At 67.7% G+C, this 24,541-nt stretch carries 25 protein-coding genes; 19 read left to right on the top strand and 6 right to left on the bottom strand.

The features are described 5' to 3' along the window. Nucleotides 1-33 precede the first annotated feature (33 nt). From sufB to ACP2AH_RS02510, 9 genes are all read left to right on the top strand, one after another. Nucleotides 34-1,506: a Fe-S cluster assembly protein SufB gene (gene sufB / locus ACP2AH_RS02550; RefSeq protein ID WP_425104353.1), complete on the top strand. Its 1,473-nt coding sequence runs from the start codon at nucleotides 34-36 to the stop codon at nucleotides 1,504-1,506. A gap of 124 nt (nucleotides 1,507-1,630) precedes the next feature. Then, on the top strand, nucleotides 1,631-2,395 hold the full coding sequence (sufC, locus tag ACP2AH_RS02545; protein ID WP_425104352.1) for a Fe-S cluster assembly ATPase SufC: 765 nt from the start codon (nucleotides 1,631-1,633) through the stop codon (nucleotides 2,393-2,395). A 10-nt stretch (nucleotides 2,396-2,405) separates the two neighbouring features. Beyond that, nucleotides 2,406-3,719 carry a Fe-S cluster assembly protein SufD gene (gene sufD / locus ACP2AH_RS02540; protein WP_425104351.1) on the top strand — a complete coding sequence of 438 codons (1,314 nt, stop codon included), beginning with the start codon at nucleotides 2,406-2,408 and terminating at the stop codon, nucleotides 3,717-3,719. Between the two features lie 149 nt (nucleotides 3,720-3,868). After that, the gene (locus tag ACP2AH_RS02535) at nucleotides 3,869-5,119 is read left to right on the top strand and encodes a cysteine desulfurase (protein WP_425104350.1); all 1,251 of its coding nucleotides are present in this window, start codon (nucleotides 3,869-3,871) and stop codon (nucleotides 5,117-5,119) included. Continuing rightward, nucleotides 5,116-5,490 (top strand): SUF system Fe-S cluster assembly protein, encoded by a 375-nt coding sequence (locus tag ACP2AH_RS02530; RefSeq protein WP_244377049.1) that lies wholly within the window; start codon nucleotides 5,116-5,118, stop codon nucleotides 5,488-5,490. The genes ACP2AH_RS02535 and ACP2AH_RS02530 overlap by 4 nt, the downstream gene beginning before the upstream one ends. Continuing rightward, nucleotides 5,487-5,918 (top strand): VOC family protein, encoded by a 432-nt coding sequence (locus tag ACP2AH_RS02525; RefSeq protein WP_425104349.1) that lies wholly within the window; start codon nucleotides 5,487-5,489, stop codon nucleotides 5,916-5,918. Before ACP2AH_RS02530 ends, ACP2AH_RS02525 begins: the two co-directional genes overlap by 4 nt. A gap of 248 nt (nucleotides 5,919-6,166) precedes the next feature. Next, nucleotides 6,167-6,553: a HesB/IscA family protein gene (locus ACP2AH_RS02520; RefSeq protein ID WP_425104348.1), complete on the top strand. Its 387-nt coding sequence runs from the start codon at nucleotides 6,167-6,169 to the stop codon at nucleotides 6,551-6,553. A 16-nt stretch (nucleotides 6,554-6,569) separates the two neighbouring features. Beyond that, a complete protein-coding gene (locus ACP2AH_RS02515) occupies nucleotides 6,570-6,920 on the top strand; it encodes a TfoX/Sxy family protein (RefSeq protein WP_425104347.1) in 351 nt (116 codons plus the stop codon). A 93-nt stretch (nucleotides 6,921-7,013) separates the two neighbouring features. Then, nucleotides 7,014-7,922: a mechanosensitive ion channel family protein gene (locus tag ACP2AH_RS02510; protein WP_425104346.1), complete on the top strand. Its 909-nt coding sequence runs from the start codon at nucleotides 7,014-7,016 to the stop codon at nucleotides 7,920-7,922. Here ACP2AH_RS02510 and ACP2AH_RS02505 read toward each other — a convergent pair. Continuing rightward, a complete protein-coding gene (locus ACP2AH_RS02505; protein ID WP_425104345.1) occupies nucleotides 7,909-9,516 on the bottom strand; it encodes a DEAD/DEAH box helicase in 1,608 nt (535 codons plus the stop codon). The genes ACP2AH_RS02510 and ACP2AH_RS02505 overlap by 14 nt on opposite strands. 219 nt (nucleotides 9,517-9,735) lie before the next feature. On the opposite strand from ACP2AH_RS02505, the gene ACP2AH_RS02500 reads away from it, so the two are divergent. Both ACP2AH_RS02500 and ACP2AH_RS02495 read left to right on the top strand, forming a co-directional pair. Then, nucleotides 9,736-10,218 (top strand): GreA/GreB family elongation factor, encoded by a 483-nt coding sequence (locus ACP2AH_RS02500; RefSeq protein WP_425104344.1) that lies wholly within the window; start codon nucleotides 9,736-9,738, stop codon nucleotides 10,216-10,218. Between the two features lie 5 nt (nucleotides 10,219-10,223). Then, nucleotides 10,224-10,853: a LysE family translocator gene (locus ACP2AH_RS02495; protein WP_425104343.1), complete on the top strand. Its 630-nt coding sequence runs from the start codon at nucleotides 10,224-10,226 to the stop codon at nucleotides 10,851-10,853. A 12-nt stretch (nucleotides 10,854-10,865) separates the two neighbouring features. Here the strand turns inward: ACP2AH_RS02495 and parE are convergent, their stop codons facing one another. After that, nucleotides 10,866-12,899 carry a DNA topoisomerase IV subunit B gene (gene parE, locus ACP2AH_RS02490; RefSeq protein ID WP_425104342.1) on the bottom strand — a complete coding sequence of 678 codons (2,034 nt, stop codon included), beginning with the start codon at nucleotides 12,897-12,899 and terminating at the stop codon, nucleotides 10,866-10,868. Nucleotides 12,900-13,013: 114 nt separating this feature from the next. Beyond that, the gene (locus ACP2AH_RS02485) at nucleotides 13,014-13,298 is read right to left on the bottom strand and encodes a hypothetical protein (RefSeq protein WP_425104341.1); all 285 of its coding nucleotides are present in this window, start codon (nucleotides 13,296-13,298) and stop codon (nucleotides 13,014-13,016) included. Between the two features lie 201 nt (nucleotides 13,299-13,499). On the opposite strand from ACP2AH_RS02485, the gene argC reads away from it, so the two are divergent. Further along, nucleotides 13,500-14,555 (top strand): N-acetyl-gamma-glutamyl-phosphate reductase, encoded by a 1,056-nt coding sequence (gene argC / locus ACP2AH_RS02480; protein ID WP_425104340.1) that lies wholly within the window; start codon nucleotides 13,500-13,502, stop codon nucleotides 14,553-14,555. Nucleotides 14,556-14,573: 18 nt separating this feature from the next. Here argC and ACP2AH_RS02475 read toward each other — a convergent pair whose 3' ends face one another. Together ACP2AH_RS02475 and phaC are read right to left on the bottom strand one after the other, a co-directional pair. Next, nucleotides 14,574-15,359: a class I SAM-dependent methyltransferase gene (locus ACP2AH_RS02475; RefSeq protein WP_425104339.1), complete on the bottom strand. Its 786-nt coding sequence runs from the start codon at nucleotides 15,357-15,359 to the stop codon at nucleotides 14,574-14,576. A 6-nt stretch (nucleotides 15,360-15,365) separates the two neighbouring features. After that, the gene (phaC, locus tag ACP2AH_RS02470; protein ID WP_425104338.1) at nucleotides 15,366-17,075 is read right to left on the bottom strand and encodes a class I poly(R)-hydroxyalkanoic acid synthase; all 1,710 of its coding nucleotides are present in this window, start codon (nucleotides 17,073-17,075) and stop codon (nucleotides 15,366-15,368) included. Here phaC and ACP2AH_RS02465 point away from each other — a divergent pair. The 6 genes from ACP2AH_RS02465 to ACP2AH_RS02440 all read left to right on the top strand — a co-directional run bounded on the left by ACP2AH_RS02465 (nucleotide 17,074) and on the right by ACP2AH_RS02440 (nucleotide 22,484). Beyond that, the gene (locus ACP2AH_RS02465) at nucleotides 17,074-17,706 is read left to right on the top strand and encodes a hypothetical protein (protein WP_425104337.1); all 633 of its coding nucleotides are present in this window, start codon (nucleotides 17,074-17,076) and stop codon (nucleotides 17,704-17,706) included. The genes phaC and ACP2AH_RS02465 overlap by 2 nt on opposite strands. Before the next feature lie 93 nt (nucleotides 17,707-17,799). Beyond that, nucleotides 17,800-18,195: a hypothetical protein gene (locus ACP2AH_RS02460; RefSeq protein ID WP_425104336.1), complete on the top strand. Its 396-nt coding sequence runs from the start codon at nucleotides 17,800-17,802 to the stop codon at nucleotides 18,193-18,195. Between the two features lie 135 nt (nucleotides 18,196-18,330). Further along, nucleotides 18,331-19,548, top strand: coding sequence for an LL-diaminopimelate aminotransferase (locus ACP2AH_RS02455; protein WP_421697415.1), 1,218 nt, complete (start codon nucleotides 18,331-18,333; stop codon nucleotides 19,546-19,548). Between the two features lie 58 nt (nucleotides 19,549-19,606). Then, complete coding sequence (locus ACP2AH_RS02450; protein ID WP_425104335.1) at nucleotides 19,607-20,926, top strand: homoserine dehydrogenase; 1,320 nt, start codon at nucleotides 19,607-19,609, stop codon at nucleotides 20,924-20,926. Between the two features lie 13 nt (nucleotides 20,927-20,939). Then, the gene (glpX, locus tag ACP2AH_RS02445) at nucleotides 20,940-21,935 is read left to right on the top strand and encodes a class II fructose-bisphosphatase (protein WP_244377021.1); all 996 of its coding nucleotides are present in this window, start codon (nucleotides 20,940-20,942) and stop codon (nucleotides 21,933-21,935) included. Between the two features lie 207 nt (nucleotides 21,936-22,142). After that, complete coding sequence (locus ACP2AH_RS02440; RefSeq protein WP_421697417.1) at nucleotides 22,143-22,484, top strand: hypothetical protein; 342 nt, start codon at nucleotides 22,143-22,145, stop codon at nucleotides 22,482-22,484. A 265-nt stretch (nucleotides 22,485-22,749) separates the two neighbouring features. Here the strand turns inward: ACP2AH_RS02440 and ACP2AH_RS02435 are convergent, their stop codons facing one another. Continuing rightward, the gene (locus tag ACP2AH_RS02435; RefSeq protein ID WP_425104334.1) at nucleotides 22,750-23,445 is read right to left on the bottom strand and encodes an alpha/beta hydrolase; all 696 of its coding nucleotides are present in this window, start codon (nucleotides 23,443-23,445) and stop codon (nucleotides 22,750-22,752) included. A 194-nt stretch (nucleotides 23,446-23,639) separates the two neighbouring features. On the opposite strand from ACP2AH_RS02435, the gene ACP2AH_RS02430 reads away from it, so the two are divergent. Beyond that, nucleotides 23,640-24,515 (top strand): DMT family transporter, encoded by an 876-nt coding sequence (locus ACP2AH_RS02430; protein WP_425104333.1) that lies wholly within the window; start codon nucleotides 23,640-23,642, stop codon nucleotides 24,513-24,515. Nucleotides 24,516-24,541 lie beyond the last annotated feature (26 nt).

Here is a 24,541-nt window from a genome sequence, read left to right as displayed (position 1 = left end):
GCCTTGACCCCGCGTGGGAGAGGAGATGAGACGATGCCGGCCGTACAGGAGACAGTGGACCAGGTCCGCTCCCTTGATGTCGATCAGTACAAGTACGGGTTCTTTACCGAGATCGAGTCCGAAAAGGCCCCCAAGGGCCTGACCGAAGATACGGTCCGCTTCATCTCGGCGAAGAAGAACGAGCCCGAATGGATGCTGGAATGGCGGCTTGACGCCTTCCGCCGCTGGCAGACCATGCGCGAGCCGGACTGGGCGCGGGTGAGCTACCCGCCGATCGACTATCAGGACCTCTATTACTATTCCGCGCCCAAGGCGAAGGAAGCGCTGTCGATCGACGATATCGACCCGGAGATTCTCGCGACCTACGAGAAGCTCGGCATCCCGCTGCGCGAGCGCGATGCGCTGCTCGGCATCGAGAGCGGCGCCACCAAGGTGGCGGTCGACGCGGTGTTCGATTCGGTCTCGGTGGCGACCACCTTCAAGGAGGAACTGGCCCGGGCCGGCGTGATCTTCATGCCGATCTCGGAGGCGGTGCGTGAGCATCCCGAGCTGGTGAAGAAGTATCTCGGCTCCGTCGTCCCGGTGACCGACAACTACTTCGCCACGCTGAATTCGGCAGTGTTCTCGGACGGCTCCTTCGTCTACGTGCCCAAGGGCGTGCGCTGCCCGATGGAGCTGTCGACCTATTTCCGCATCAATGAGCGCAACACCGGCCAGTTCGAGCGCACGCTCATCATCGCCGATGAAGGCGCCTATGTGAGCTATCTCGAAGGCTGCACGGCGCCGATGCGCGACGAGAACCAGCTGCACGCCGCCGTGGTCGAGCTGGTGGCGCTGGATGACGCCGAGATCAAGTACTCGACGGTGCAGAACTGGTACCCCGGCGATAAGGACGGCAAGGGCGGCATCTTCAACTTCGTCACCAAGCGTGGCGACTGCCGCGGCGACCGCTCCAAGATCTCCTGGACGCAGGTGGAAACCGGCTCGGCCATCACCTGGAAGTACCCGAGCTGCATCCTGCGCGGCGACAATTCCCAGGGCGAGTTCTACTCGATCGCCATCTCCAACGGGCGCCAGCAGGTCGATAGCGGCACCAAGATGATCCATCTCGGCAAGAACACGTCGAGCCGCATCATCTCCAAGGGCATCGCGGCGGGCTATTCCGACAACACCTATCGCGGCCTCGTCACCGCCCACCGCAAGGCCACCGGCGCGCGCAACTTCACCAATTGCGACAGCCTGCTCATCGGCGACAAGTGCGGGGCGCACACCGTGCCCTATATCGAGTCGAAGAACTCTTCCGCCCAGTTCGAGCACGAGGCCACCACCTCGAAGATCTCCGACGACCAGCTGTTCTACTGCCGCCAGCGCGGGCTCGATCCCGAGGAAGCGACGGCGCTGATCGTCAACGGCTTCGTCAAGGACGTGCTGCAGCAGCTGCCGATGGAGTTCGCGGTCGAGGCGCAGAAGCTGATCGCGGTGAGCCTCGAAGGCTCGGTGGGCTGACGGCCCGTCCGTAATCGTTCTCCCGGACGCGGCCCTGCCGCGATCCGGGATCGCTCCCAGATTTCAGCGCGCTCCCGGCGCTCCGCTCCGGCCGGTCGACGCGCATCAGATACGGAACACTGACATGGCTATGCTCGACATCGACAATCTCCACGCCAAGATCGACGGCGAACACGGCAAGGAGATCCTCAAGGGCCTCTCGCTGAAGGTGAATCCCGGTGAGGTTCACGCCATCATGGGGCCGAACGGCTCCGGCAAGTCGACCCTTTCCTACATCCTCGCCGGCAAGGAGGATTACGAGGTCACGGACGGCTCCGTCACCCTCGACGGCGAGGACCTGCTGGCCATGGAAATCGACGAGCGCGCTGCCAAGGGCGTGTTCCTCGCCTTCCAGTACCCGGTGGAAGTGCCCGGCGTCGCCACCATGACCTTCCTGCGCGCCTCGCTGAACGCCCAGCGCAAGAAGCGCGGTGAGGCCGAAGTCTCCACGCCCGACTTCCTGCGGCTGGTCAAGGACAAGGCTGCCCATCTCGGCATCAACCAGGACATGCTGAAGCGCGGCGTCAATGTCGGCTTCTCCGGCGGCGAGAAGAAGCGCGCCGAGATCCTGCAGATGGCGATCCTGGAGCCGAAGATCTGCGTGCTGGACGAGACCGATTCCGGCCTCGACATCGACGCGCTCAAGGTCGTCTCGGAGGGTGTCAATGCCCTGCGCTCGCCCGACCGGGCGATGATCGTCATCACCCACTATCAGCGCCTGCTCAACCACATCGTGCCCGACTTCGTGCATGTGATGAACAAGGGCCGCATCGTGCGCTCCGGCGGCAAGGAACTGGCGCTGGAACTCGAAGCCAATGGCTATGCCGAGTACCAGCAGGACGCGGCGTGAGGTGGCTGACATGAACGCTGACATCCGTCCGATCCGCACGCCGGCCGAACAGGCGATCCTCGCCTCGCTCGGCGCCGTGGCGGAAGGCGGCGACCGGCTGGCCGATCTGCGCCGCGCCGCTGCCCGCGCCTTCGAGGAGAACGGCCTGCCGCACCGGCGGGTCGAGGAATGGAAATACACCGACCTGCGCAGCCTGATGCGCGAGGCGGTGCCGGTGGCCGGCACCGCCGCCGTGGCCGAAGCGGATGCGCGCGCGCGCCTGCTGCGCGACGTTGAGGCCCGCCGCATCGTCGTCGCCAATGGCGCCGTGGTGCCGGAACTGTCCGATCTCGCCGATCTGGAGGCGGGGCTCACCGTCACCACCCTGTCCGCCGCCATCGCGGCGGGCGACGAGGTGCTGAGCCGTCTCGGCGGCATGCAGCCCGGCCGCTATGACGCGGCGCTGGCGCTGAACACCGCGTTGGCCAAGGACGGCGTGGTCGTCACCGTGGCGCCGGGGGCGAAAATCGAACGGCCTCTGCATGTTGCGCATGTGTTCGCCGGCGCCACGGCGGCGGCGAGCTATGTCCGGTCGCTGGTCGTGGTCGGGGCGGGCGCCGCCTTCACCTATGCCGAGAGCTTCGAGGGGCCGGACGGCCTCGCCTATCAGGCGAACGCCGCCACCGAGTTCGTGGTCGGCGACGAGGCGCATCTCGATGTTGTGCGGCTGCAGGAGGATGGCGCGGGCGCCTTCCACCTCGCGACCATGCTGTTCGCGGTCGGCCGGGAATCGAAGGTTCACACCTTCAGCTTCTCGCTGGGCGCCGGCGTCGCGCGCACCTCGCTCTATGCCACGCTGTCCGGCGAGAACAGCCATGTCGGCTTCAACGGCGCCTCGCTGCTGAAGAACCGTCAGCACGCCGACACGACGCTCTATGTCGACCATCAGGTGCCGGGCTGCGAGAGCCGCGAACTGTTCAAGCACGTGCTCGACGATTCCTCCCGCGGCGTGTTCCAGGGCAAGATCGTCGTCCGCCAGGCGGCGCAGAAGACCGACGGGCGGATGATGAGCCGCGCGCTGGTGCTCGGCGACGAGGCGGAGATGGACAACAAGCCGGAGTTGGAGATCTTCGCCGACGACGTGCAGTGCGGCCACGGCGCCACCTGCGGGGCGATCGACGACGAACTGCTGTTCTATCTGCGCGCCCGCGGCATTCCGATGAAGGAGGCGCAGAGCCTTCTGGTGCAGGCTTTTGTCGGCGAGGCGGTGGAAACCGTCGAGCATGACGGCCTGCGCGAGGCGCTGGTCGAGCGTGCGGAAGCCTGGCTCGCGGCGCGGGCCTGAGGCGGATTGGACGGGGCGAGCATCCTTCGAGGCTCGCTTCGCTCGCACTTCAGGATGACGTTGCCCTTGTGCACCACGTCATCCTGAGGCGCCGGCCAAAGGCCGGCCTCGAAGGATGTTCGCCCGTGTGGCGCCAGAAAGGTCGACCGATGACCATCACCCTCCATCCCGCCGTCACCGACGGCACCTATGACGTTGCCCGCGTGCGGCAGGATTTTCCCATCCTGTCCAAGCAGGTCTACGGCAAGCCGCTGGTCTATCTCGACAATGCGGCCTCGGCGCAGAAGCCGGTGCAGGTGCTGGACCGGATGCGCTTCGCCTATGAGAACGAATATTCCAACGTCCATCGCGGCCTGCACTTCCTCGCCAATGCGATGACCGAGGCCTATGAGGAAGCCCGCGAGCGCTGCCGCGCCTTCCTCAACGCCCCGACGCTGGACGAGGTGATCTTCACCCGCTCCGCCACCGGCGCGCTCAACCTCGTGGCGTCCTCGCTCGGCCAGTCGATCGACGAGGGTGACGAGATCGTGCTCTCGATCATGGAACATCATTCCAACATCGTGCCGTGGAACTATCTGCGCGAGCGCAAGGGCGCGGTGATCAAATGGGCGCCGGTGACCGAGGACGGCGCCTTCGATCTCGACGCCTTCAAGGCGCTGCTCAACGAGCGGACCAAGATCGTCGCCATCACCCATATGTCCAACGTGCTCGGCACGGTGACGCCGATCAAGGAGATCGCGCGCCTCGCTCATGAGGCCGGCGCCGTGGTGGTGGTCGATGGCTCGCAGGCCGCCGTGCACATGCCGGTGGACGTGCGCGACCTCGATGTCGATTTCTATGCCGTCACCGGCCACAAGCTCTACGGGCCGACCGGCATCGGCCTGCTCTATGGCAAGCGGGCGCTGTTGGAGAAGATGCCGCCTTACGAGGGCGGCGGCGAGATGATCCGCACCGTCACCGAAGAGGGCGTCACCTATGGCGAGCCCCCGCATCGCTTCGAAGCCGGCACGCCGCCCATCGTGCAGGCGATCGGGCTCGGTGCGGCTCTCGCCTATATGGAAAGCCTCGGCCGCGAGCGCATCGCCGCGCATGAGGCGTCGCTCGGCGCCTATGCCCGCGAGCGACTGGCGCAGATCAATTCCGTGCAGGTCTATGGCGACGCGCCGGGCAAGGGCGCCATCTTCGCCTTCGACGTGAAGGGCGCGCATGCGCACGACATCGCCACCGTCATCGACCGCGCCGGCGTGGCGGTGCGTGCCGGCACCCATTGCGCGATGCCGCTTCTGGGGCGATATGGTGTGACGGCGACGTGCCGGGCGTCGTTCGCGCTCTATAACACGCATGAGGAAGTCGACATTCTCGCCGACGCCCTCATCAAGGCTCAGGATCTTTTCGCATGAGCGAAGCCCAGACCTCCGACACGCCGAACACCCCGGCCGTGAACGCCGCCATCCCGGAGGCGGAGCTTGAGCGCCTGACCGACGACATCGTCGCGGCGCTCAAGACCGTCTATGACCCGGAAATTCCCGTCGACATCTACGAGCTCGGCCTCATCTACAAGGTCGACATCGCCGATGATCGCCAGGTCGCGGTGGAAATGACGCTGACCACGCCCAACTGCCCCTCGGCGGCCGAACTGCCGGGCATGGTGGAAGGCGCGGTGGCGAGCGTCGGCGGCGTCGCCGGCGCCACCGTTAATCTCACCTTCGATCCGCCGTGGGATCAGGGCCGGATGTCTGAGGAAGCGCGGCTGGCGCTGAATCTGTGGTGAGCGAGACTCCCGTCGCGCCGCCGCTGTCCGGCGTGCTGGAAACCGGCCTCTATGTCGACGATATGCCCCGCGCCCGCGCCTTTTATGAGCGGGTGCTGGGGCTGGAGCCGATGGTCGCCGATGACCGCTTCTGCGCCTATCGCGCCGGGCCGGGCAGCGTGCTCCTGCTGTTCCTGCGCGGCGCCACGCTGGAGCCGGTGGTGATGGCGGAAGGCACCATCCCGCCGCATGATGGCAGCGGCGCGCTGCATTACGCGCTGGCGATCCCGGAAAGCGCTCTGGCGCATTGGGAGCAGCATCTCGCCACCCATCGGGTGCCGCTTGAAGGGCGGGTGAACTGGAAGGGTGGCGGGGTCAGCCTGTATTTCCGCGACCCGGACCATCACATGGTCGAACTGGCCACGCCGGGGCTGTGGCCGAATTATTGAAGCCGGTCGTTTGCGTTGTCCGCCGTCATCCTGAGGTGGCCTGCCATGGGCCGGGCCTCGAAGGATGATAGGTTGGGCGCGTCCGAGCGAGCATCCTTCGAGGCTCGCTTCGCTCGCACCTCAGGATGACGTCGCTTGAGGCGGCGAAGCACCGCCGCCTTCGCCCTTGCCGGAGCCCGGCGCATCCCCCACATTAGGCGGGACCGATCCGCCGGCCTTGAACCGGCGTCGATGTGGAGACAGTGAGCATGACCCAATCCCGCCCCCGCCCCAAGGTGATGACCTTGACCGACGCTGCTGCCGACCGCGTGCGGCAGGTGATCGCGCGTTCGGAAAAGCCGGTGGCCGGCCTTCGCATCGGCGTCAAGAATGGCGGCTGCGCCGGCATGGAATACACGATGGAATTCGCCGAAGAGGCGGGCAAGTTCGACGAGGTGGTCGAAGATAAGGGCGTGAGGGTGCTGATCGACCCCAAGGCGATCCTCTATCTTCTCGGCACCGAAATGGACTTCAAGGCGGACAAGTTCGCTGCCCAGTTCGTGTTCAACAATCCGAACCAGACCTCGGCCTGCGGCTGCGGCGAATCCGTCGCCATCACCCCCGTACGGCCCGAGACCGCCGGCGCCAGCGCCTGATCGCTCCCGGCGCGCGATGGATGAGGCCGACATCGCCGATCTCTTCGCTGCGTTCGGGCCGGTCCGCACCCGCCGCCTGTTCGGCGGGCGTGGCCTTTATGCCGACGGCGTGATGTTCGGTCTGGTGATCGACGGGCGCCTCTATCTCAAAACCGACGCGGACTTCGCCACCGATCTGGCCGCCGCCGGGGCGGAACCCTTCACCTATGCGCGCAAGGATGGAAGGCGGGTGAGCGTGGGCTACTGGTCGCTGCCCGAGCCGGCGCTCGACGATGGCGAATTCGCCGCCGCGCTCGCCCATCGCGCCCTTGCCGTCGCCCGCGCGGCCAGCGCTGTCGCCGCCCCGCGTCGATCCCGCCAGCGCTGAAACATGCCCGCAGTGGGAACCCGCCCGCTTCGCACGTGTTTGCCGAAGGTCCCGGCGGTGCCGGGCTCCTGGACGCGCACGGAGCGATAATTGATGGATCTCGACAGCTATGGTGGCCTGAACGGGCTCGGCGACCTCATCGTCCTTTACGGGCTGAACATTCTCTATGCCGTCGCGCTGCTGGTCATCGGCTGGTGGCTGGCGAGCGTGGTGGATCGGCTGGTGACCCGCGCGCTGAACGCCACGCATCGCGTCGACCCGACCATTGTCGGCTTCCTCTCAAGCCTCGCCCGTTACACCGTGCTGGTCTTCGTCGGGCTCGCCGTGCTGCAACGCTTCGGCATCCAGACCACCAGCCTGATCGCGGTGCTGGGCGCCACCTCGCTGGCGGTGGGGCTTGCCTTGCAGGGCACGCTGTCCAATGTCGCCGCCGGGGTGATGCTGCTGCTCTTCCGCCCGTTCAAGGTCGGCGATTCCGTCGAAGTCGGCGGGCAAAGCGGCACGGTGAAGGCCATTACCCTGTTCACCACCGAACTCGCCGCGGGCGACAATGTGCAGGTGCTGATGCCGAACGGCCGGGTGTGGGGTTCGCCGATCATCAACCGCTCGGTCTATGGCGCCCGCAGTTTCAGCTTCGCACTGGAACTGAAGCCGGACGGCGACATTGAGGGGGTGATGGAGAAGGGGCTGGCCTTCCTGAAGAACGACCCGCGCGTCTCCCGGGAACCCGGTCCGTCCGCGTCCATCGCCAAGATGGCGCTGGACCGGGTGGAGATCGGCTTCTCCGGCTGGGCCGCGTCGGGCGACGCTGGCGGCGTGCGGGGCGACCTGATCAAGCATCTACGCGCGGTTACCCGCGCGCCGGCCACGCCCATGGAGACGCCGGCCGCATCATCGCCGCGCCGAACGCGCACGGCAAAGACCGTGGCCGCTATGGATCAGGCGGAAGCCGCTTCCGCCCTTCCGCAGCCCAAGGCAGGCGAGCCGTTCAGCCGGCCTTGATCTTCACCGGCCGCAGCAGGAAGGCCGGCAGGTGCGAGGTGTCGGCCGGCTCGTCCATCGGTGCCCGGTCGGGGCGGCGATGGGTGAGCGGGGTAACCGGCGCGCGCGCCGGGGCGGGGGCTGCCTTCTCGCGGCCACGCCCGCGCGGGGCGTTCGCCGGAGCTGAGGCGGCCACGGGCGGGGCGGCGGGCGCGACGGCGGCCGGAGCGGCTTCCGCCTCGGCCGGCCGGGACCGACGACGCGCGGGCTTGGCCGGAGCCTCAGCCACGACCGTCGTCTCCACAGCCTCGACCGGCGCGCTGGCCGGCTCGGCTTCGCGGCGGCGGGCGGGACGGGCGCCACGGCTCTCGCCGCCATCTTCCCGCTCGCGGTTGCGACCGCCACGGCCCTTCTCGCGGGCAGGCTTCTCACGGCTCGTCTTTTCGCGGCCCGGCCGGGCGCGCGTCTCGACTGCCGGCACGGTGTCGAGACCGGCGCCGTCCTTCCAGTCGATCGGACGGCCGATCAGCTTCTCGATCGCTGCCAGCGACTTGACCTCGCCTGCGGTGACGATGGTGAAGGCAGCACCCGCACGCCCGGCGCGACCGGTGCGGCCGATGCGGTGTACATAGTCTTCCGCGTGATGCGGCGTGTCGTAGTTGAACACATGGCTCACAGCGGGAATGTCGAGCCCGCGCGCGGCAACGTCGGAGGCGACGAGCAGCGTGGCCTCGCCGGTGCGGAACTGGTCGAGCGCCTGCATGCGCGAGCGCTGGTCCATGTCGCCATGCAGGCACACCGCCTTGTAGCCATGGCGCAGCAGCGACTTGTGAACCACCGCGACTTCGCTCTTGCGGTTGCAGAAGATGATGCCGTTCTGCAGGTTCTCGGCGCTGTCGATCAGCCCGCGCAGCACTTCGCGCTTGGCGAAGTCCTCTTTGGGGGAAGCGACCAGCAGCTGGGTGATGGTCGAGGCGGTGGAGGAGGGGCGGGAGGCCTCGATCTGCACCGGGTTTGACAGGAACTGCGCGACGAGGCGCTGGATTTCCGGCGGCATGGTCGCGGAGAAGAACAGCGTCTGCCGGGTGAACGGCACCAGCTTGCACACGCGCTCAATGTCCGGGATGAAGCCCATGTCGAGCATGCGGTCGGCTTCGTCGATGACGAGGATCTCGATGCCCGAGAGCAGCAGGCGGCCGCGCTCCACATGGTCGAGCAGCCGGCCCGGCGTGGCGATGAGGATGTCGACGCCGCGCAGCAGCTTGGCATCCTGGTCGCCGAAGGAGACGCCGCCAATCAGCAGGGCGACGTTCAGCTTGTGGTTCTTGCCGTAGCGCGTGAAGTTCTCTTCGACCTGCGCCGCGAGTTCGCGCGTGGGTTCGAGGATCAGCGTGCGCGGCATGCGGGCCCGGGCGCGCCCCTGCTCCAGCAGGGTCAGCATCGGCAGGGTGAAGGCGGCGGTCTTGCCGGTGCCCGTCTGCGCGAGGCCCAGCACATCGCGGCGCGCGAGCACATGCGGAATGGCCTGCGCCTGGATCGGCGTCGGCTCGGTGTAGCCGGTATCGGCAACGGCCGCGAGCACCTTGTCGCTCAGGCCCAGTTCTTTAAAAGGCATCTGGATCAATTCTGCGGCTGCGCACCGCACACCGAACCCCCGAGCCGTAACCGGGGATGGTTGCATCGTCGTCGCGCGGAGCGCCTCAGTCGGATATGGTATGACGACGCGTTGCACCATAGGCATAACGCTCGGAAAGTCAACGTATTCGGCCGCTGTCAAGGGCTTTTCGGCATGTTCCGGCCCGACGCGGCCCCGCAGGGGAAGGCAGGTCGCGCGATGAGCCGCGCTTTCGTGAAAGAAGACAGCGGCGCGGATACGCTGCCCGAAAGGCCTGTCAGCCCGAATCGCAACCTCGTCACCCGCCGGGGCCTGGCACAGATCGACGCCGAAATCGCCCGCCAGCGCGAGGCGCTGTCCGCCGCCGGCGCCCGGGGCGAGCGCGACGCCGTGGCCGCCGCCTCGCGCGAGCTGCGCTACTGGTCGGCGCGCCGCGCCAATGCCGAGCCGGTGGACCCGCCGCAGGAGGGCGAGGCCATCACCTTCGGCATGGCGGTGACGCTGGAGGATGAGAAGGGCGGCCGCCGCACCTTCCGCATCGTCGGCGAGGACGAGGCCGATCCGGCGCTGGGCCGTATCGGCTGGGTGTCGCCGGTGGCCCGCGCGCTGACGGGCAAATGGATCGGCGACGAGGTGACGCTGCCGGGCGGGGTCATGGATATCGTCGCCGTCGATCCGCGTCCCGAGCCGGTGAAGGGGTGAACGCCATGCCGGTTTCGCTGGAAACGCTGCTGCTCTTCGTCCCGGCGGCGCTGGCGCTGAATCTCACGCCGGGCAACGACATGATGTTCTGCCTCGGCCAGGGGATGAAGTCCGGCCCCCGCGCGGGCATTGCCGCCAGCCTCGGCATCGCCGCCGGTGGCTTCATCCATGTGTTCGCTGCCGCGCTTGGCCTTGCGGCCCTGCTCGCCGCCCATCCCGGCGCGTTCGAGATGCTGCGCTGGGCCGGAGTGGCTTATCTCGTCTGGCTGGCGGTGCAGGCCCTGCGCAGCACGGGTCTGGCGCTGGAGCCGGGTCCGGGCCGCCGGCACACGCCCTGGCGCGCCTTCCGCGAGGCGGTGCTGGTGAATGTGCTGAACCCGAAGGTGGCGGTGTTCATCCTCGCCTTCCTTCCGCAATTCGTCGATCCTTCGCGCGGCTCGGGCTTTCTGCAGTTCCTGCTGCTCGGCACGGTGTTCAATGCCGGCGGCACGGTGGTGAATGCGCTGGTGGGCGGCTTCGCCGGCGGGATCGGCGGCTGGCTGCGGACGCGCGAGCGGATCGCCCGCGGCTTTCAGCGCCTCACCGGCCTGATTTTTCTCGGTCTCGCCGCGCGGCTCGCCTTTGAACGGCGCTAGAGCACGCTCCGCTCAGATATCCAGCAATTCCTCGCGCGCGAAGGCGGCGCGCTCGGAGATGAAAGTGAAGCGGCTTTCCGGCTTGTTGCCCATCAGCCGCTCGACAATATCGGCCGTGGCCGCGCGCTCGGCCTCCTCCACGGTGACGCGCAGCAAGGTGCGCGTCTTGCGGCTCATGGTGGTTTCCTTCAGCTGCGCCGGCATCATTTCGCCAAGGCCCTTGAAGCGGCCGATCTCGACCTTGCCGCGCCCGGAGAACTCCGTCCGCAGCAATTCGTCGCGATGCGCCTCGTCGCGGGCATAGAGCGTCTTGGCGCCCTGGCTGATGCGGTAGAGCGGCGGCACGGCGAGGAAGAGATGGCCGTTCTCGATCAGCTTCGGCATCTGCCGGTAGAAGAAGGTGACGAGCAGCGAGGCGATATGCGCGCCGTCGACATCGGCGTCGGTCATGATGATGACCCGCTCATAGCGCAGGTCTTCCTCACGGTAGCTCGCGCCCGTCCCCGCACCCAGCGCCTGCACGAGGTCGCCGAGCTGCTGGTTCGCCGCGAGCTTGTCGCGCCCGGCGCTGGCGACGTTGAGGATTTTACCGCGCAGCGGCAGCACCGCCTGGGTCTGGCGCTCGCGCGCTTGCTTCGCCGAGCCGCCGGCTGAATCGCCTTCGACGATGAAAAGCTCGGACCCCGCCGCCGAATTGTTGGAGCAGTCCGCCAGCTTGCCCGGCAGGCGCAGCTTGCGCACCGCGGTCTTGCGGGAGATTTCCTTTTCCTGCCGGCGGCGCAGCCGCTCCTCGGCCCGCTCCACCACCCAGTCGAGCAGGCGGTTGGCCTGCGCCGGGTTGCCGCCGAGCCAGTGGTCGAACGGGTCGCGCAGCGCTGCCTCGACGATGCGGGTGGCCTCGGCGGTGGCCAGCTTCTCCTTGGTCTGGCCCTGGAATTCCGGCTCGCGCACGAACACCGAGAGCATGGCGGCGCAGCCGGCCATCACGTCGTCGGCGGTGACGATGGCCGCGCGCTTGGCCGCGCCGGTGCGCTCGGCATGGTCGCGCAGGCCCTTCAGCAGCACGGCGCGCAGGCCGGTCTCATGCGTGCCGCCCTCGGCGGTCGGGATGGTGTTGCAATAGGAGGAGATGCTGCCATCGGCATCGCCCAGCCATGCCACCGCCCATTCCGCCGAGCCATGGCCGCCGGGGCGCTGGGTCTTGCCGGAGAAGATGTCGGGATGGACCAGAGTATGGCCCTCGATGTCGGCGGCGAGATAGTCGCGCAGGCCGCCGGGGAAGCGGAACACCGCTTTCTCCGGGATGTCGGTACCGGCGACGAGCGAGGCGTCGCAGCTCCAGCGGATCTCCACCCCGCCGAACAGATAGGCCTTGGAGCGGGCCATCTTGAACACGCGGGCCGGCTTGAAGCGGGCATTCTCGCCGAATATCTGCGCGTCGGGATGAAAGCTCACCCGCGTGCCGCGGCGGTTGAGGATGCGCCCAACTTCCTGGATCGCGCCCTGCGGCACACCGCGCGAATAGGTCTGGCGGTACAGCGTCTGTCCGCGCGCGACCTCGACCACCAGTACGTCCGACAGCGCGTTGACCACGGAGACGCCGACGCCGTGCAAGCCGCCGGAGGTCTCGTAGACCTTGCTGTCGAACTTGCCGCCCGCGTGCAGCGTGGTGAGGATGACCTCCAGCGCCGACTTGCCGGGATATTTCGGGTGTTCCTCGATCGGGATGCCGCGGCCATTGTCGGTGACGGTAAGGAAGCCGTCTTCGGTCAGTTCCACCTCGATGAAGCTGGCATGGCCGGCCACGGCCTCGTCCATCGAATTGTCGACCACTTCGGCGAAGAGGTGGTGCAGCGCCTTCTCGTCGGTGCCGCCAATATACATGCCCGGCCGGCGCCGCACCGGCTCCAGCCCCTCCAGCACCTCGATGTCGGCGGCGGTGTAGCCAGCCTCGCCGGGCGTGCCCTCGCGCAGCGCGGCGGGGCGCGCAGCGGCACGCGGACGCGGGGCGGGAACAGCGGCGAAGAGGTCGTCAGAATTCGACATGGGCGCGGGCGGTCTCGTCGTGGTCAGGAACCGATTCGGTTTCCTTAGCACTATGACAGGGCCAGCGCGAAACCGGAACGCTCCGTGAACATGGGCGCCATGCGCGCCGGCGGCTCAGCGCTTCAGCCGCTTGCGATTGGCGCGCACCTTGGCGCCGTACAACGCGACGATCTCCGGCCCGACCGTACCCAGCCGGCCGGCCGCAGCCGCCTTCATCAGCCGGGCATTGACCTCGCCCAGCGCCAGCGTCTTCTCCGTGACCATCCGCATCGCCTCGACGCCGGCAGCGGCGTCGCCCCGCGCGAGGCGGGTGAGCCGCTCGGTGATCACCACCTGCATGTCCATGCCGAGCCGGGTCATGGCGAGGCCGGTCTCAAACCAGGCGAGGGGATCGTTCATGGTGGGGCTCCGGCTGTCCGAGGAGAGGCCGGAGGAGAAGCGGCGGCGCTTCCATCCGGTTCCCGCCCGACGCGCGCAGCCGCCATGCGCCAGCCGGGGCCGCTCTTGTCTTTCGTCGGACATGCGAAAGGTGTAAGGGCGCAGCTCCATGCGCGTCCCCGGCTCGTCACGGCGGGCGCGCCAGCAGGAAGGGTCGCCACCATGACGGACAGCAAGGCGCGGATCGCCATCCTCGGGGCCTCGGGCTACACCGGCTCGGAACTGCTGCGCCTGCTGCTGCGCCATCCCCGCGTCGAGATCGTCGCGCTGACCGCCGACCGCAAGGCCGGTCAGGCGGTGGCGGATGTGTTCCCCCAGTTCGCGCCGTTCAAGCTGCCGGACCTCATCACCATCGAGCAGGTGGCGTGGAAGGACGTTGACCTTGTCTTCTGTGCCCTGCCGCACGGCACCACCCAGCTCGTGATCAAGAACGTGTTCGAGACCGCGCCGCATGTGAAGGTGGTCGATCTCTCCGCCGATTTCCGGCTGCGCGACGACGGCGCCTATGAGCGCTGGTACGGCCACCCGCACCAGGCGCTGGAGCTGCAGCAGGAAGCTGTCTACGGCGTGGTCGAGCTTTACCGTGACGACATCCGCAAGGCGCGGCTGGTCGCCAATCCCGGCTGCTACACCACCACGGCCATCCTGCCCGTGGTGCCGCTGATCGAGGCCGGCGCCATCGAGCCCGAGCACATCGTCATCGACGCCAAGAGCGGCGTCACCGGGGCGGGGCGTTCGGCGAAGGAGAACCTGCTGTTCACCGAAGTGACGGAAGGCATGCACGCCTATGGCGTCGGCAGCCACCGCCACATGGCCGAGCTGGACCAGGAATTCTCCAAGGCCGCCGGCCGCACGATCGCGCCGAGCTTCACGCCGCACCTGGTGCCGATGACGCGCGGCATCTATGCCACCATCTACCTCAAGACTGGCGCCGGCGTTGGGGCGGAGGGCGTGCACCGGGTGCTGGCGGATTTCTACAAGAACGAGCCTTTCGTGCATGTGCTGCCGCTCGGCCAGGTGCCGCAGTCGCGCTTCGTCAAGGGCTCGAACATGGCGTTCATCGGCGTGGTGAAGGACCGCGCGCCGGACCGGGTGATCGTGATCTCCACCACCGACAATCTGGTGAAGGGCGCCTCCGGCCAGGCGGTGCAGAACATGAACCTCGTGCTCGGCTATCCCGAGACGCTGGGCCTGGAGCAGATCGCGCTGTTCCCGTAAGCGGCCGGCGAGGGCCGGTCAGCCACGCCGCAGCAGGCTGTAAGCCTTGCCCAGCGTGCGGGCCGGCAGTCGCCGGAGCAGCGGCTTGAAGGCGATCTGATCGTAGGAGGCAATGGCCTCGTAGCGTTCGGGGTGAACGATATCGACCGGCAACTGGTTGACCCGCTGTTCGCGGATATAGGTTTGCACCCGGTCGATCAGTTCACCCCGTGAGCGCCGGACATAGAGCAGCATGTTCTGCTTGTACCAGAAGCTGACCTCCGGCAGGTCCCAGATCTGCCCGCGAAACGGGTCGAACAACTGGTAGCCTTGGGCGTCGAACAGCCCTGCCCAATAGGATTGCCAGCGTTCGTTGATGTGGCGGAAGCCGCCTTGATAGGGGATGGCGGCGCCGAAGAGAACGATGTCGGCGTGGCGTGTGAGATTGTCGACGAATTGCCGCGCGCACTCCGCGCCGACATGTTCCGCCACTTCCAGGCTGACCGCCAGATCGAAATGCCGGCCGAGGTCGAGGCGGGACTCAAGGTCGGCGACGCGGAAGCTCTCCGTGGGGATCAGCAGGCGGCTCTGGTCCGTCCACGGCCCATCGAGACCGACAATGTCCGTGCCCGCCGGAAAGCCCGCCAGCCATCGCCCGTCGCCGCAGCCGACATCGAGCACCGATGTCGGATCATGAAACGCGCGCAGCAGTGCGATGACGATTTCCGCCGAGCGGGATGTCTGCCGGCCATGCGACTTGTGCCACTCGAAATCATACATGGCGGCGCCTGAAGGAATGAGCTGGAAACGCGGGCAGGGCGCCATGGCACCTCATGACCGCACCTTCACATAGCTGCCCGGCGCGTCCTCGATCGCCTTGTACGGACCCTCGCCCGGGATGCGGGTGCTGGCGGGTACACGGGCGCTGCCGCGTTCCTCGATCCAGCCGCGCCAGTCCGGCCACCAGGAGCCGGGATGCATCTCCGCCTTGGCGATCCAGTCCTCCAGCGTCCCCGCCGCCGGTCCGCCGGTCCAGTACTGGTACTTGCCGCGCGCCGGCGGGTTGATGACGCCGGCAATATGACCGGAGCCGGCCAGCACGAAGCGGCCCGGGGTTCGGTATTTCTGCAGGCCGAGAAAGACCGAGGCCGCCGGGGCGATGTGGTCCTCGCGCGTCGCCACGCTGTACATCGGCACGTCGATCGCCGTGAGGTCGAGCGTCTTGCCAGCGAGCATCAGTCGACCCTGCGCCAGCTTGTTGTCGAGATAGCAGTTGCGCAGATAGAAAGAATGGTTGGCGGCCGGCAGCCGGGTCGAATCCGAATTCCAGTAAAGAATGTCGAACGGGAACGGCGCCTGACCCTTGAGATAATTGTTCACTACATAGGGCCAGATGAGATCATTGGCGCGCAGCATGTTGAAGGCGTTGGCCATCTTGCTGCCTTCCATCACTCCCGCTTCCAGCATCTTGCGTTCGAGGCTGGCGACCTGCTCCTCGTCGATGAACACTTTGAGGTCGCCGGCATAGGTGAAGTCGACCTGAGTGGTGAGGAAAGTCGCGCTGGCGAGGCCGGGCTTGGTGCCCGTAGCCGCCAGCCAGGCCAGCGTCATCGCCAACATGGTGCCGCCGACGCAATAGCCCACCGCGTGGAAGTCCTTGGAGCCTGCCGCCTTCTTCGCCACGTCGAAGGCGGTGAGCACACCGTCCTTCATGTAGTCCTCGAAGCCCTTGGCAGCGAGTTCCGGGCCGGGATTGACCCAGGACACCATGAACACGGTAAGCCCGCTTTCCACCGCCCAGCGCACGAAGGATTTTTCGGCCGTCAGGTCGAGCACGTAGAATTTGTTGATCCAGGGTGGGATGATCACCACCGGCGTCGCCAGCACGCTTTCCGTCTGCGGCGTGTACTGGATGAGCTGCATCAGCTCGTTCTGGAAAATCACCTTGCCGGGCGTGACCGCGAGATTCTCGCCGACGTGGAACTTGGAATCGTCGGTCTGGCGGATCTTCAGGTCGCCGCCGCCGGCCTCGATGTCCTCCGCCAGCATCTTCATGCCGCGCACGAGATTCTCCCCATTCGAGGCGAGCGTGGTGCGCAGCAGTTCCGGATTGGTCAGCACGAAATTGGAGGGCGAGACCGCGCCAGCGATCTGGCGCACATAGAATTCCGCCTTGTGCTTGGTGCGGGCGTCGATCTCGGCTTCCTCGACCATGTCCGCCGCCCAATTGGCGGTGAGGAGATAGGCCTGCTTGAGCGCATCGAAGAACGGGTTGGAGTTCCATTCCGGGTCGGCGAAGCGCGAGTCGCGGGTGGCGGGCTCCACCACCGGCTGGGTCTTCTCGCCGCCGAGGCGTTTCAGCGCCGTGGTCCAGAGGTCGAGATAGCCGCCGATCAGGCGTGACTGCGCCTCCACCGTGCGCTGCGGATCGGCAAGCCAATATTCCGCGACATTGCCGATGGTCTTGGCGACCTCGGTCAGTTCTTCCGCCATATCGTCGCGAATGCGCCCTTCCTCGCGCGGGCGCAGATAGGCGGCCATGGCGCGCCCGCCTTCCTCCATCATCCGCGCCAGATTGCCGGCGAAGGCTTCGAGGTCGATCGCGCCGGGGCGCGGCGTCTCCGGCGCGGCGGCTTCCGGGGCCGGTTTGGACGGCGAGGGCTTTGAAGGGGAGGGCTTTGAAGGCGAGGGCTCGGCCTGGGAGGGCGGGGCCGCCGCTTCCGGCGCCTTGGGTGCCGGGGCCGGCGTCGGCGCGGCGGGTGCAACTTTCACCGGGCGCGCGCGCGGCGCGGTGGCCGGCGCGGGCGGTTCGGCGGCGAGGGGGACGGGCGCCTTCTTGCTCGCGGACTTGCGCCCCGGTATGGAGGCCGCCGGGGATTCGACCGCCACCTCAGGCTGCGCCGGGCTCTTCGCCGCCGACTTCTTCAACGCTACGTCCGGGGCCGATGCCTTTGGCGCCGCCGCCGGTGCGGCAACGGTTGGCTGCGGGGCCGCGGCCGCCTTGGTCACCCGCGTGCGCGCCGCAGGCTTCGGCGGAGTTGCGGGCGCGTCGGTCGGCGCCGTGCGCTGCGCCTCACTCGTTTTCGCCGGCGCGGATTTTGCCGGGGCGGACGGTATCGATCTGCTGCGTCGGCTGCTCACCGCTTGTCCCCGCGGGTTGGTACGTTCATAGGTGGCCATAATAGACGCGCCATCCGGTGCTAGCGAGTGCGTAACGGCCGGTTCCGCGTAGCAGCGGAAGATGGCCGACGCCTGAGGGGAGGGCATGGTGGATCACGGGCAGGGCAGGCAGGGCGGCACGTCCGTCGCGCGCACAATTCTTCTCGCTGGCGCCGCGCTTGCCGCGCTGGCGCTTGCCGGCTGCGCTTCGCTGGAAAGGTCCACCAGTGGCTCCGGCGCCGCGACGACCTCCGGTTCGGGCGAATCGGCGGCAGCCTCGGCGGATTCGTCGCGGGCCGCGACGACTCCCGCCGGTCGGCAGAAGCTGCCGGAGCCGGCCTATCCGACCTTCGGCGCGCCGGCGCAGATTGGCGACCGGCCGGTGATGACACCGCAGCAGCAGCAGGCGATGCAGAAGAACCTCGAAAATCTCGCCAGCCAGCGCGAGAAGGAGATGCTTCGCCAGATCGAGGACGGACAGGACGGGCAGGCCGGCCAGTAAGCGCGACAGGCTGCGCGAATACCTTCCTTCTGCCCCTTTAGGCTGACATCCCTCGCTGTGCGGGCGCGCGAGAGGTGATATGAAGCGCGCGTGACGCCGTCTCCTAGGAACGGGGCGGCCTGGAGCTTGAGACCCATGACCGATTTCCATCGTATTCGCCGGCTGCCGCCTTACGTGTTCGAGCAGGTCAACCGCGTGAAGGCTACCGCCCGCAATGGCGGTGCCGACATCGTCGATCTCGGCATGGGCAATCCGGACCTCGATGCCCCGGACCATGTGGTTGAAAAGCTCAAGGAGACGATCGGCCGCCCGCGCACCGACCGCTATTCCGCCTCCAAGGGCATTCCCGGCCTGCGCCGCGCCCAGGCGGCCTATTACGAGCGCCGTTTCGGGGTGAAGCTGAACCCTGATACCCAGGTGGTGGCGACTCTCGGTTCCAAGGAAGGCTTCGCCAATATGGCGCAGGCCATCACCGCCCCGGGCGACGTGATCCTGGTGCCGAACCCCAGCTACCCCATCCACGCCTTCGGCTTCCTGATGGCCGGCGCGGCGATCCGTTCCGTGCCCTGCGAGCCGGGCCCGGAGTTCTTCCACGCGCTGGAGCGCGCGGTGGCGCATTCGATTCCCTCGCCGCTGGCGCTGGTGCTCTGCTATCCCTCGAACCCCACCGCACAGGTGGCGGACCTCGATTTCTACCGCGACGTCGTCGCCTTCGCGAAGAAGCACGATCTGATCGTGCTCTCCGACCTCGCCTATTCCGAGGTCTATTTCGACGACAACCCGCCGCCCTCGGTGCTGCAGGTGCCGGGCGCGATGGATGTGACGGTCGAATTCACCTCCATGTCCAAGACCTTCTCCATGGCCGGCTGGCGCATGGGCTTCGCGGTCGGCAATGACCGGCTGATCGCGGCGCTGGCGCGGGTGAAGTCCTATCTCGACTATGGCGCCTATACCCCGATCCAGGTGGCGGCCACGGCGGCGCTGAACGGCCCGCAGGAGTGCATCGCCGAGATGCGCAGCGTCTACAAGAAGCGCCGCGACGCGCTGGTGGACAGTTTCGGCAAGGCGGGCTGGGAAATCCCCGTGCCCACCGCCTCCATGTTCGCCTGGGCGCCGATTCCGCCGAAGTTCCGTCATCTCGGCAGCCTCGAATTCTCCAAGCTGCTGATCGAGAAGGCGGATGTCGCCGTCGCGCCCGGTGTCGGCTTCGGCGAGCATGGCGACGAGTATGTGCGCATCGCCCTTGTGGAGAATGAGCAGCGCATCCGCCAGGCCGCGCGCAACATCCGCCGCTTCCTTGAAACCGGCGCGGAAACATTGCACAACGTCGTCCCTCTCGCCGCGGCGCGCTAAAGGCCCGGCCCTTCCGGGCGGCGCCGCATTCGGAACGTTTGTTGAGTTCGGACACATAATGGCGCCGCCGCTGAAAATTGGCATCGCCGGCCTCGGTACGGTCGGCGCGGGTGTGGTGCGCATGCTGGCCCGCCGCGCGGAAGCGATTGCCGCGCGGGTGGGACGGCCGGTCGAAGTGGTGGCTGTCAGCGCCCGCGACCGTTCGCGCAACCGGGACTGCGACCTTACCGGCCTGCGCTGGTACGACGACGCGGTCGAACTGGCGCGCGACCCCGACATCGACGTGTTCGTCGAACTGATCGGCGGCCCGGACGGCATCGCCAAGACGGCGGTTGAGACGGCCATCGCCGCCGGCCACTCCATCGTCACCGCCAACAAGGCGCTGCTCGCCCATCACGGCGTGGAACTCGCGCGCGCGGCCGAAGCGGCGGGCGTCGCCATTCATTTCGAGGCAGCGGTCGCCGGCGGCATTCCCGTCATCAAGACCCTGCGCGAGGCGCTGCTCGGCAACGAGATCGCCCGCGTCTCCGGCATTCTCAACGGCACCTGCAACTACATCCTCACCCGGATGCAGGAAGAGGGGCTGTCCTTCGACACCTGCCTCGATCAGGCGCAGCAGCTCGGGTATGCCGAGGCCGACCCGACCTTCGATGTCGACGGCTTCGACACCGCCCACAAGCTCGCTCTGCTCGCCTCGCTGGCCTTCGGCGTGAAGCCGGACCCGGAGGCGATCCATATCGAGGGTATCCGCTCGATCACGCTGGCTGACATCGAGGCGGCGGACGAGCTCGGCTATCGCATCAAGCTCCTCGGCGTCGCGGCCCGCATCGGCACCCAGGTGGAACTGCGCGTGCACCCGACCATGGTGCCGAAGCACTGGCCGATCGCCCAGGTCTCCGGCGTCACCAATGCCGTGGCGATCGACGGCGATGCGGTGGCGCTCACCCTCGTCGGGCCGGGTGCTGGCGGCGACGCCACCGCCTCGGCGGTGGTGGCCGATCTCTGCGACGCCGCCGCCGGCAAGGCCGGCGCGCCCTTCGGCTGGACGGCCGAGAGTCTGCAGCCGGCGGAAAAGGCCGCCATCCGGCGCCATGAGGGCGGCTATTACATTCGCCTCGCCGCAGTCGACCGGCCGGGAACGGCGGCCGCCATTGCCCGCCATATGGCCGAGCAGAACATCTCGCTCGAGTCCATAATGCAGCACCGTCGCGGCCGTCCCCACGGGGGCGACCGGGCGGAGAGCGCGGAGGATCCGGCACCGGTGGTGCTGATCACCTACGCCACCAATGAGGACGCGGTGCGCCGCGCGATCGCCGCCATCGAGATCGATGGCGTCATCGCCTCGCCGCCGCAGGTGATACGGATCGAGAAGGACTAAGGGGGCAGGGACGATGTCGGGGATCACGGTCAAAGAAGACCAGGTGCTGGAGCGCATTCTGACGCTCGAACTGGTGCGGGTCACCGAGCGGGCGGCGGTGGCGTCGGCCAGCCTTCGCGGCCGGGGTGACGAAAAGGCGGCGGACAAGGCGGCGGTGGACGCCATGCGCCGCGAACTGAACCGCCTGCCCATCGCCGGCCGTATCGTGATCGGCGAAGGTGAGCGCGACGAGGCGCCGATGCTGTTCATCGGCGAGGAAGTCGGCACCGGCAAGGGCCCGGCGGTGGACATCGCCGTTGACCCGCTGGAAGGCACCACGCTCTGCGCCAAGAACATGCCCGGCTCCATCGCCGTGATGGCGATGGCGGAGGGCGGCACGATGCTCTACGCGCCCGACGTCTACATGGACAAGATCGCCATCGGCCCCGGCTACCCCAAGGGCACGATCGACATCGACGCCAGCCCCGAGGACAACATCCAGTCGCTGGCGAAGGCCAAGGGCGTAAAGCCTTCGGAGATCAGCGCGCTGATCCTCGACCGTCCGCGCCATGCCGCGATCATCGAGGCGGTGCGCCGCACCGGCGCCGCTGTGCAGCTGATCACCGATGGTGACGTGGCCGGCGTGATCCACACCACCAACCCGGACGAGACCGGCGTCGACATCTATCTCGGCACCGGCGGCGCGCCCGAGGGCGTGCTGGCGGCGGCGGCGCTGCGCTGCATCGGCGGCGAGATGTACACCCGCCTCATCCTCGACAGCGAGGCCAAGCGCGAGCGCGCCAAGAAGATGGGCGTCACCGACCCGAAGAAGATCTACACCATCACCGACATGGTGCGCGGCGACTGCCTGATCGCGGCCACGGGCGTGACCACCGGCAATCTGCTCAAGGGCGTGAAGTATGAGAAGGGCGTGGTGAAGACCCACACCGTCGTCATGCGCTCCGCCACCGGCACGGTGCGCTGGATCGAGGCCGAGCATCGCGACCTCTCCAAGTTCCATCTCGGCTGAGCTTTCGCGACGCGGATGACACACGGACGGGGCGCTCAGGCGCCCCGTTTTCGTTTCGCCCGGCGCGCGCGAGGCTGTGTCCGCAGGCGTCAACTGGGCGCTTTGGCGTCGGCCCGGTGTGTTGTATACCAGAGCCGTGCGCAGGCGCGCCCGTCAGGGGCGCCCCGCACCCGAACGCCAAGCCAATTGCCAAGGGAACGACCCATCATGACCGCTCCTCATTCGCTGCTTCCGCCCCTGCTGTCCCAGATCGACGCGCTGATCGCCGCCGAGAAGTACCAGGAGGTCGCCGAGGCCTATACGGCTTTCGTGAAGGAGCACCCGACCACTAACTATCTCGCTTCCGAGCCGATTCCGTTCAAGCTGAACGTGGCGTTCTCGAAGAAGTACGGCTCCTCGGCCACCAACACCTTCACCCTGCGCAACACCACCTGGGCGTCGGATGTGAAGGCCGCGCTGAAGGCGAGCCCGGCCGAGTTCGCCGCCAAGGTCGCGACCTATGAGGGCGAAGTCGCCGAGATCGCCAAGACCGCGAAGAAGGTGGCGTGAGCCACGAGAGCACGCGCCGACCCGCTTGCATCGCAAGCTGATCGGATCGCACTCTAAGGCTGCGCATATTCTGCGGAAAGGCCGGCATCTTGCCGGCCTTTTTCGTTATGGCAGTTCCGCTTCCGTCTTCGCGGCGGGCCGGCCCTCCGTGCCACGCGTTCGTCATCCCGGCCGAAGCGCAGCGGAGAGCCGGGATCGCCCCGGGGCCGGCTTGCGATCCTGGGTCAGCCTTCGGCGGTCCGGGATGACGCAGTAGTGGCGCCGCTCACACCGCCTTTGCCACGTCCTTCAGGAAATAGTCGACGCCGAGCTGCACCATGTCCGGCTGCGAGGCGTGCGGGCCGGGGTGCTCGATATAGGTCAGCTCATAGCCCGCCGGGCGAAGCTTGGCGGCGTGTGAGCGGCCGGCGGTCGCGATCGGCGTCTGGGTGTCGTTCTGGCCGTGGGCGATGAACACCTTGGGCGCGCCTTCCTGTGCCAGCACGGTCATGAAGCCGGCGGAGAAGGCGAGGATGTGGGTGACGATCCGCCCATTGCTCAGCCCGGTGGAGAGCGAATAGCTGCCGCCGTCGGAATGGCCGGCAAAGGCGAAATGGGTGGGATCGAGCGCAAAGCGCGCCGCCACGTCGGCCAGCGCCATGTCGAGCCGCTCCAGGTCCGGCCCGTTGCCGGCGATGACGATGTCCCAGGTCGGCAGCAGCGACTGCGGCACCAGCAGCAGGAAGCCGCGCGTCTCGGCGTGGTGGCGCAGCATGGGCAGAATCTTCTCGGCACTGCCACCGCCGCCGTGAAACAGCGTCACCAGCGGCGTCGGGCGGGCGGGGTCGACGCCCTCCGGCACGATCAGCACCGCGTCGCGAGTCTCGAACAGGCCGAGATCGTGCCGGCCGGGCGGCAGCGCGGGCTTCGACGGCGCGGCATGGGTGAAGGCGAGGCGACCGAGCAGGGACAGGTTCAGCATGGCGCGCACCATAATGGGCCGGCGCGCTGGTGCAAGCCGTGGCCGGCGGGCCTCATGAAAGCGGCGCAGGGCTGGCATGGCCGGCCGGGGCTTTGCAGCGCCGCGGCCGTGGCCTATCAGCGGACGAGCTGGCGACTCGCTGGCGCATGCTGCCCGTTTCCGGGTCGTCTTTCCGTTCCTGCCGTCCCGGTCCCATGCCATTCAAGCACAAGCTGCTCGCGCTCACCGTCATTTGCGTGTGGGCCCTCAACATGATCGTCATCAAGCAGGGCATCGCGGAGATTCCGCCGATGCTGATGAGCGCGCTGCGCTTCACGCTGGTGGCGGCGCTGCTGTGCCCGGTGCTGCATCTGCGCCGCGACCAGGTGCCGGGCGTGCTGCTGGTGTCCTTCACGTTCGGCACCGTGCATTTCGGCCTGCTCTTCGCCGCGCTGGCCGATTCGGAGGCCGGCACCAGCGCCGTGGTCATCCAACTCGGCGCGCCGATCGCGACGGTGCTTGCCTGCCTCGTGCTGAAGGAGCCGCTCGGCCGGGTGCGCCTCGCCGGGCTGGCGGTGTCGGTGGCGGGCATCTTCGTGCTCGCGCTCGGCCCCACCCTGCCGCCGCCGCTGGCGCTGTTTCTGCTCGTGGTGAGCGCCACCGGCTGGGCGGTGACCAATCTCATCATCAAGCAGCTCAAGGACATCAAGCCGATGACCATCATGGGCTGGTCGTCGCTGTTCGCGATTCCGCAGATCCTGCTGATGTCGTGGTTCTTCGAGGGCGATCGCTGGGGCATGGTGGCGAGCGCGGGCTGGCATGGCTGGTTCTGCGTCGCCTACAGCGCCATTGCCTCGTCGATCCTCGCCTATGGCATCTGGTACTGGCTGCTGCAGCGCCATTCCATCAACGCCGTCGTGCCCTATTCGATGCTGAACCCGCTGCTCACCGTCGCCTTCGGCATCCTGCTGATCGGCGACGATCCCTCGCCGCTGAAGGTGATCGGCGGCCTCGTCATGGTAGCGGGCGTTGCGCTCATCCTGCGCCGGCCGCGCAACCTGCCGGACCCGACCTTGCCCGACACGGCGTGAGCGGACGAAGGCCGGAGCGTCGCCGC

Origin of the sequence: Ancylobacter sp., from assembly GCF_965249975.1 — a bacterium.
Lineage (GTDB): Bacteria > Pseudomonadota > Alphaproteobacteria > Rhizobiales > Xanthobacteraceae > Ancylobacter.
This window is presented reverse-complemented; position numbering and strand designations above follow the sequence as displayed.

Bases quoted from the DNA above. Each gene is read 5' to 3' on its own strand.
- ACP2AH_RS02520 (WP_425104348.1), top strand. From the start codon at position 6,167: ATGACCCAATCCCGCCCCCGCCCCAAGGTGATGACCTTGACCGACGCT.
- glpX (WP_244377021.1), top strand. From the start codon at position 20,940: ATGTCGGGGATCACGGTCAAAGAAGACCAGGTGCTGGAGCGCATTCTG.
- ACP2AH_RS02435 (WP_425104334.1), bottom strand. From the start codon at position 23,445: ATGCTGAACCTGTCCCTGCTCGGTCGCCTCGCCTTCACCCATGCCGCG.
- ACP2AH_RS02430 (WP_425104333.1), top strand. From the start codon at position 23,640: ATGCCATTCAAGCACAAGCTGCTCGCGCTCACCGTCATTTGCGTGTGG.
- sufB (WP_425104353.1), top strand. From the start codon at position 34: ATGCCGGCCGTACAGGAGACAGTGGACCAGGTCCGCTCCCTTGATGTC.
- sufD (WP_425104351.1), top strand. From the start codon at position 2,406: ATGAACGCTGACATCCGTCCGATCCGCACGCCGGCCGAACAGGCGATC.
- parE (WP_425104342.1), bottom strand. From the start codon at position 12,899: ATGTCGAATTCTGACGACCTCTTCGCCGCTGTTCCCGCCCCGCGTCCG.
- ACP2AH_RS02530 (WP_244377049.1), top strand. From the start codon at position 5,116: ATGAGCGAAGCCCAGACCTCCGACACGCCGAACACCCCGGCCGTGAAC.
- ACP2AH_RS02485 (WP_425104341.1), bottom strand. From the start codon at position 13,298: ATGAACGATCCCCTCGCCTGGTTTGAGACCGGCCTCGCCATGACCCGG.
- argC (WP_425104340.1), top strand. From the start codon at position 13,500: ATGACGGACAGCAAGGCGCGGATCGCCATCCTCGGGGCCTCGGGCTAC.
- ACP2AH_RS02505 (WP_425104345.1), bottom strand. From the start codon at position 9,516: ATGCCTTTTAAAGAACTGGGCCTGAGCGACAAGGTGCTCGCGGCCGTT.
- ACP2AH_RS02440 (WP_421697417.1), top strand. From the start codon at position 22,143: ATGACCGCTCCTCATTCGCTGCTTCCGCCCCTGCTGTCCCAGATCGAC.
- ACP2AH_RS02455 (WP_421697415.1), top strand. From the start codon at position 18,331: ATGACCGATTTCCATCGTATTCGCCGGCTGCCGCCTTACGTGTTCGAG.
- ACP2AH_RS02460 (WP_425104336.1), top strand. From the start codon at position 17,800: ATGGTGGATCACGGGCAGGGCAGGCAGGGCGGCACGTCCGTCGCGCGC.
- phaC (WP_425104338.1), bottom strand. From the start codon at position 17,075: ATGGCCGCCTATCTGCGCCCGCGCGAGGAAGGGCGCATTCGCGACGAT.
- ACP2AH_RS02515 (WP_425104347.1), top strand. From the start codon at position 6,570: ATGGATGAGGCCGACATCGCCGATCTCTTCGCTGCGTTCGGGCCGGTC.
- ACP2AH_RS02495 (WP_425104343.1), top strand. From the start codon at position 10,224: ATGCCGGTTTCGCTGGAAACGCTGCTGCTCTTCGTCCCGGCGGCGCTG.
- ACP2AH_RS02500 (WP_425104344.1), top strand. From the start codon at position 9,736: ATGAGCCGCGCTTTCGTGAAAGAAGACAGCGGCGCGGATACGCTGCCC.
- ACP2AH_RS02535 (WP_425104350.1), top strand. From the start codon at position 3,869: ATGACCATCACCCTCCATCCCGCCGTCACCGACGGCACCTATGACGTT.
- sufC (WP_425104352.1), top strand. From the start codon at position 1,631: ATGGCTATGCTCGACATCGACAATCTCCACGCCAAGATCGACGGCGAA.
- ACP2AH_RS02475 (WP_425104339.1), bottom strand. From the start codon at position 15,359: ATGGCGCCCTGCCCGCGTTTCCAGCTCATTCCTTCAGGCGCCGCCATG.
- ACP2AH_RS02450 (WP_425104335.1), top strand. From the start codon at position 19,607: ATGGCGCCGCCGCTGAAAATTGGCATCGCCGGCCTCGGTACGGTCGGC.
- ACP2AH_RS02510 (WP_425104346.1), top strand. From the start codon at position 7,014: ATGGATCTCGACAGCTATGGTGGCCTGAACGGGCTCGGCGACCTCATC.
- ACP2AH_RS02465 (WP_425104337.1), top strand. From the start codon at position 17,074: ATGGCGCGCCCGCCTTCCTCCATCATCCGCGCCAGATTGCCGGCGAAG.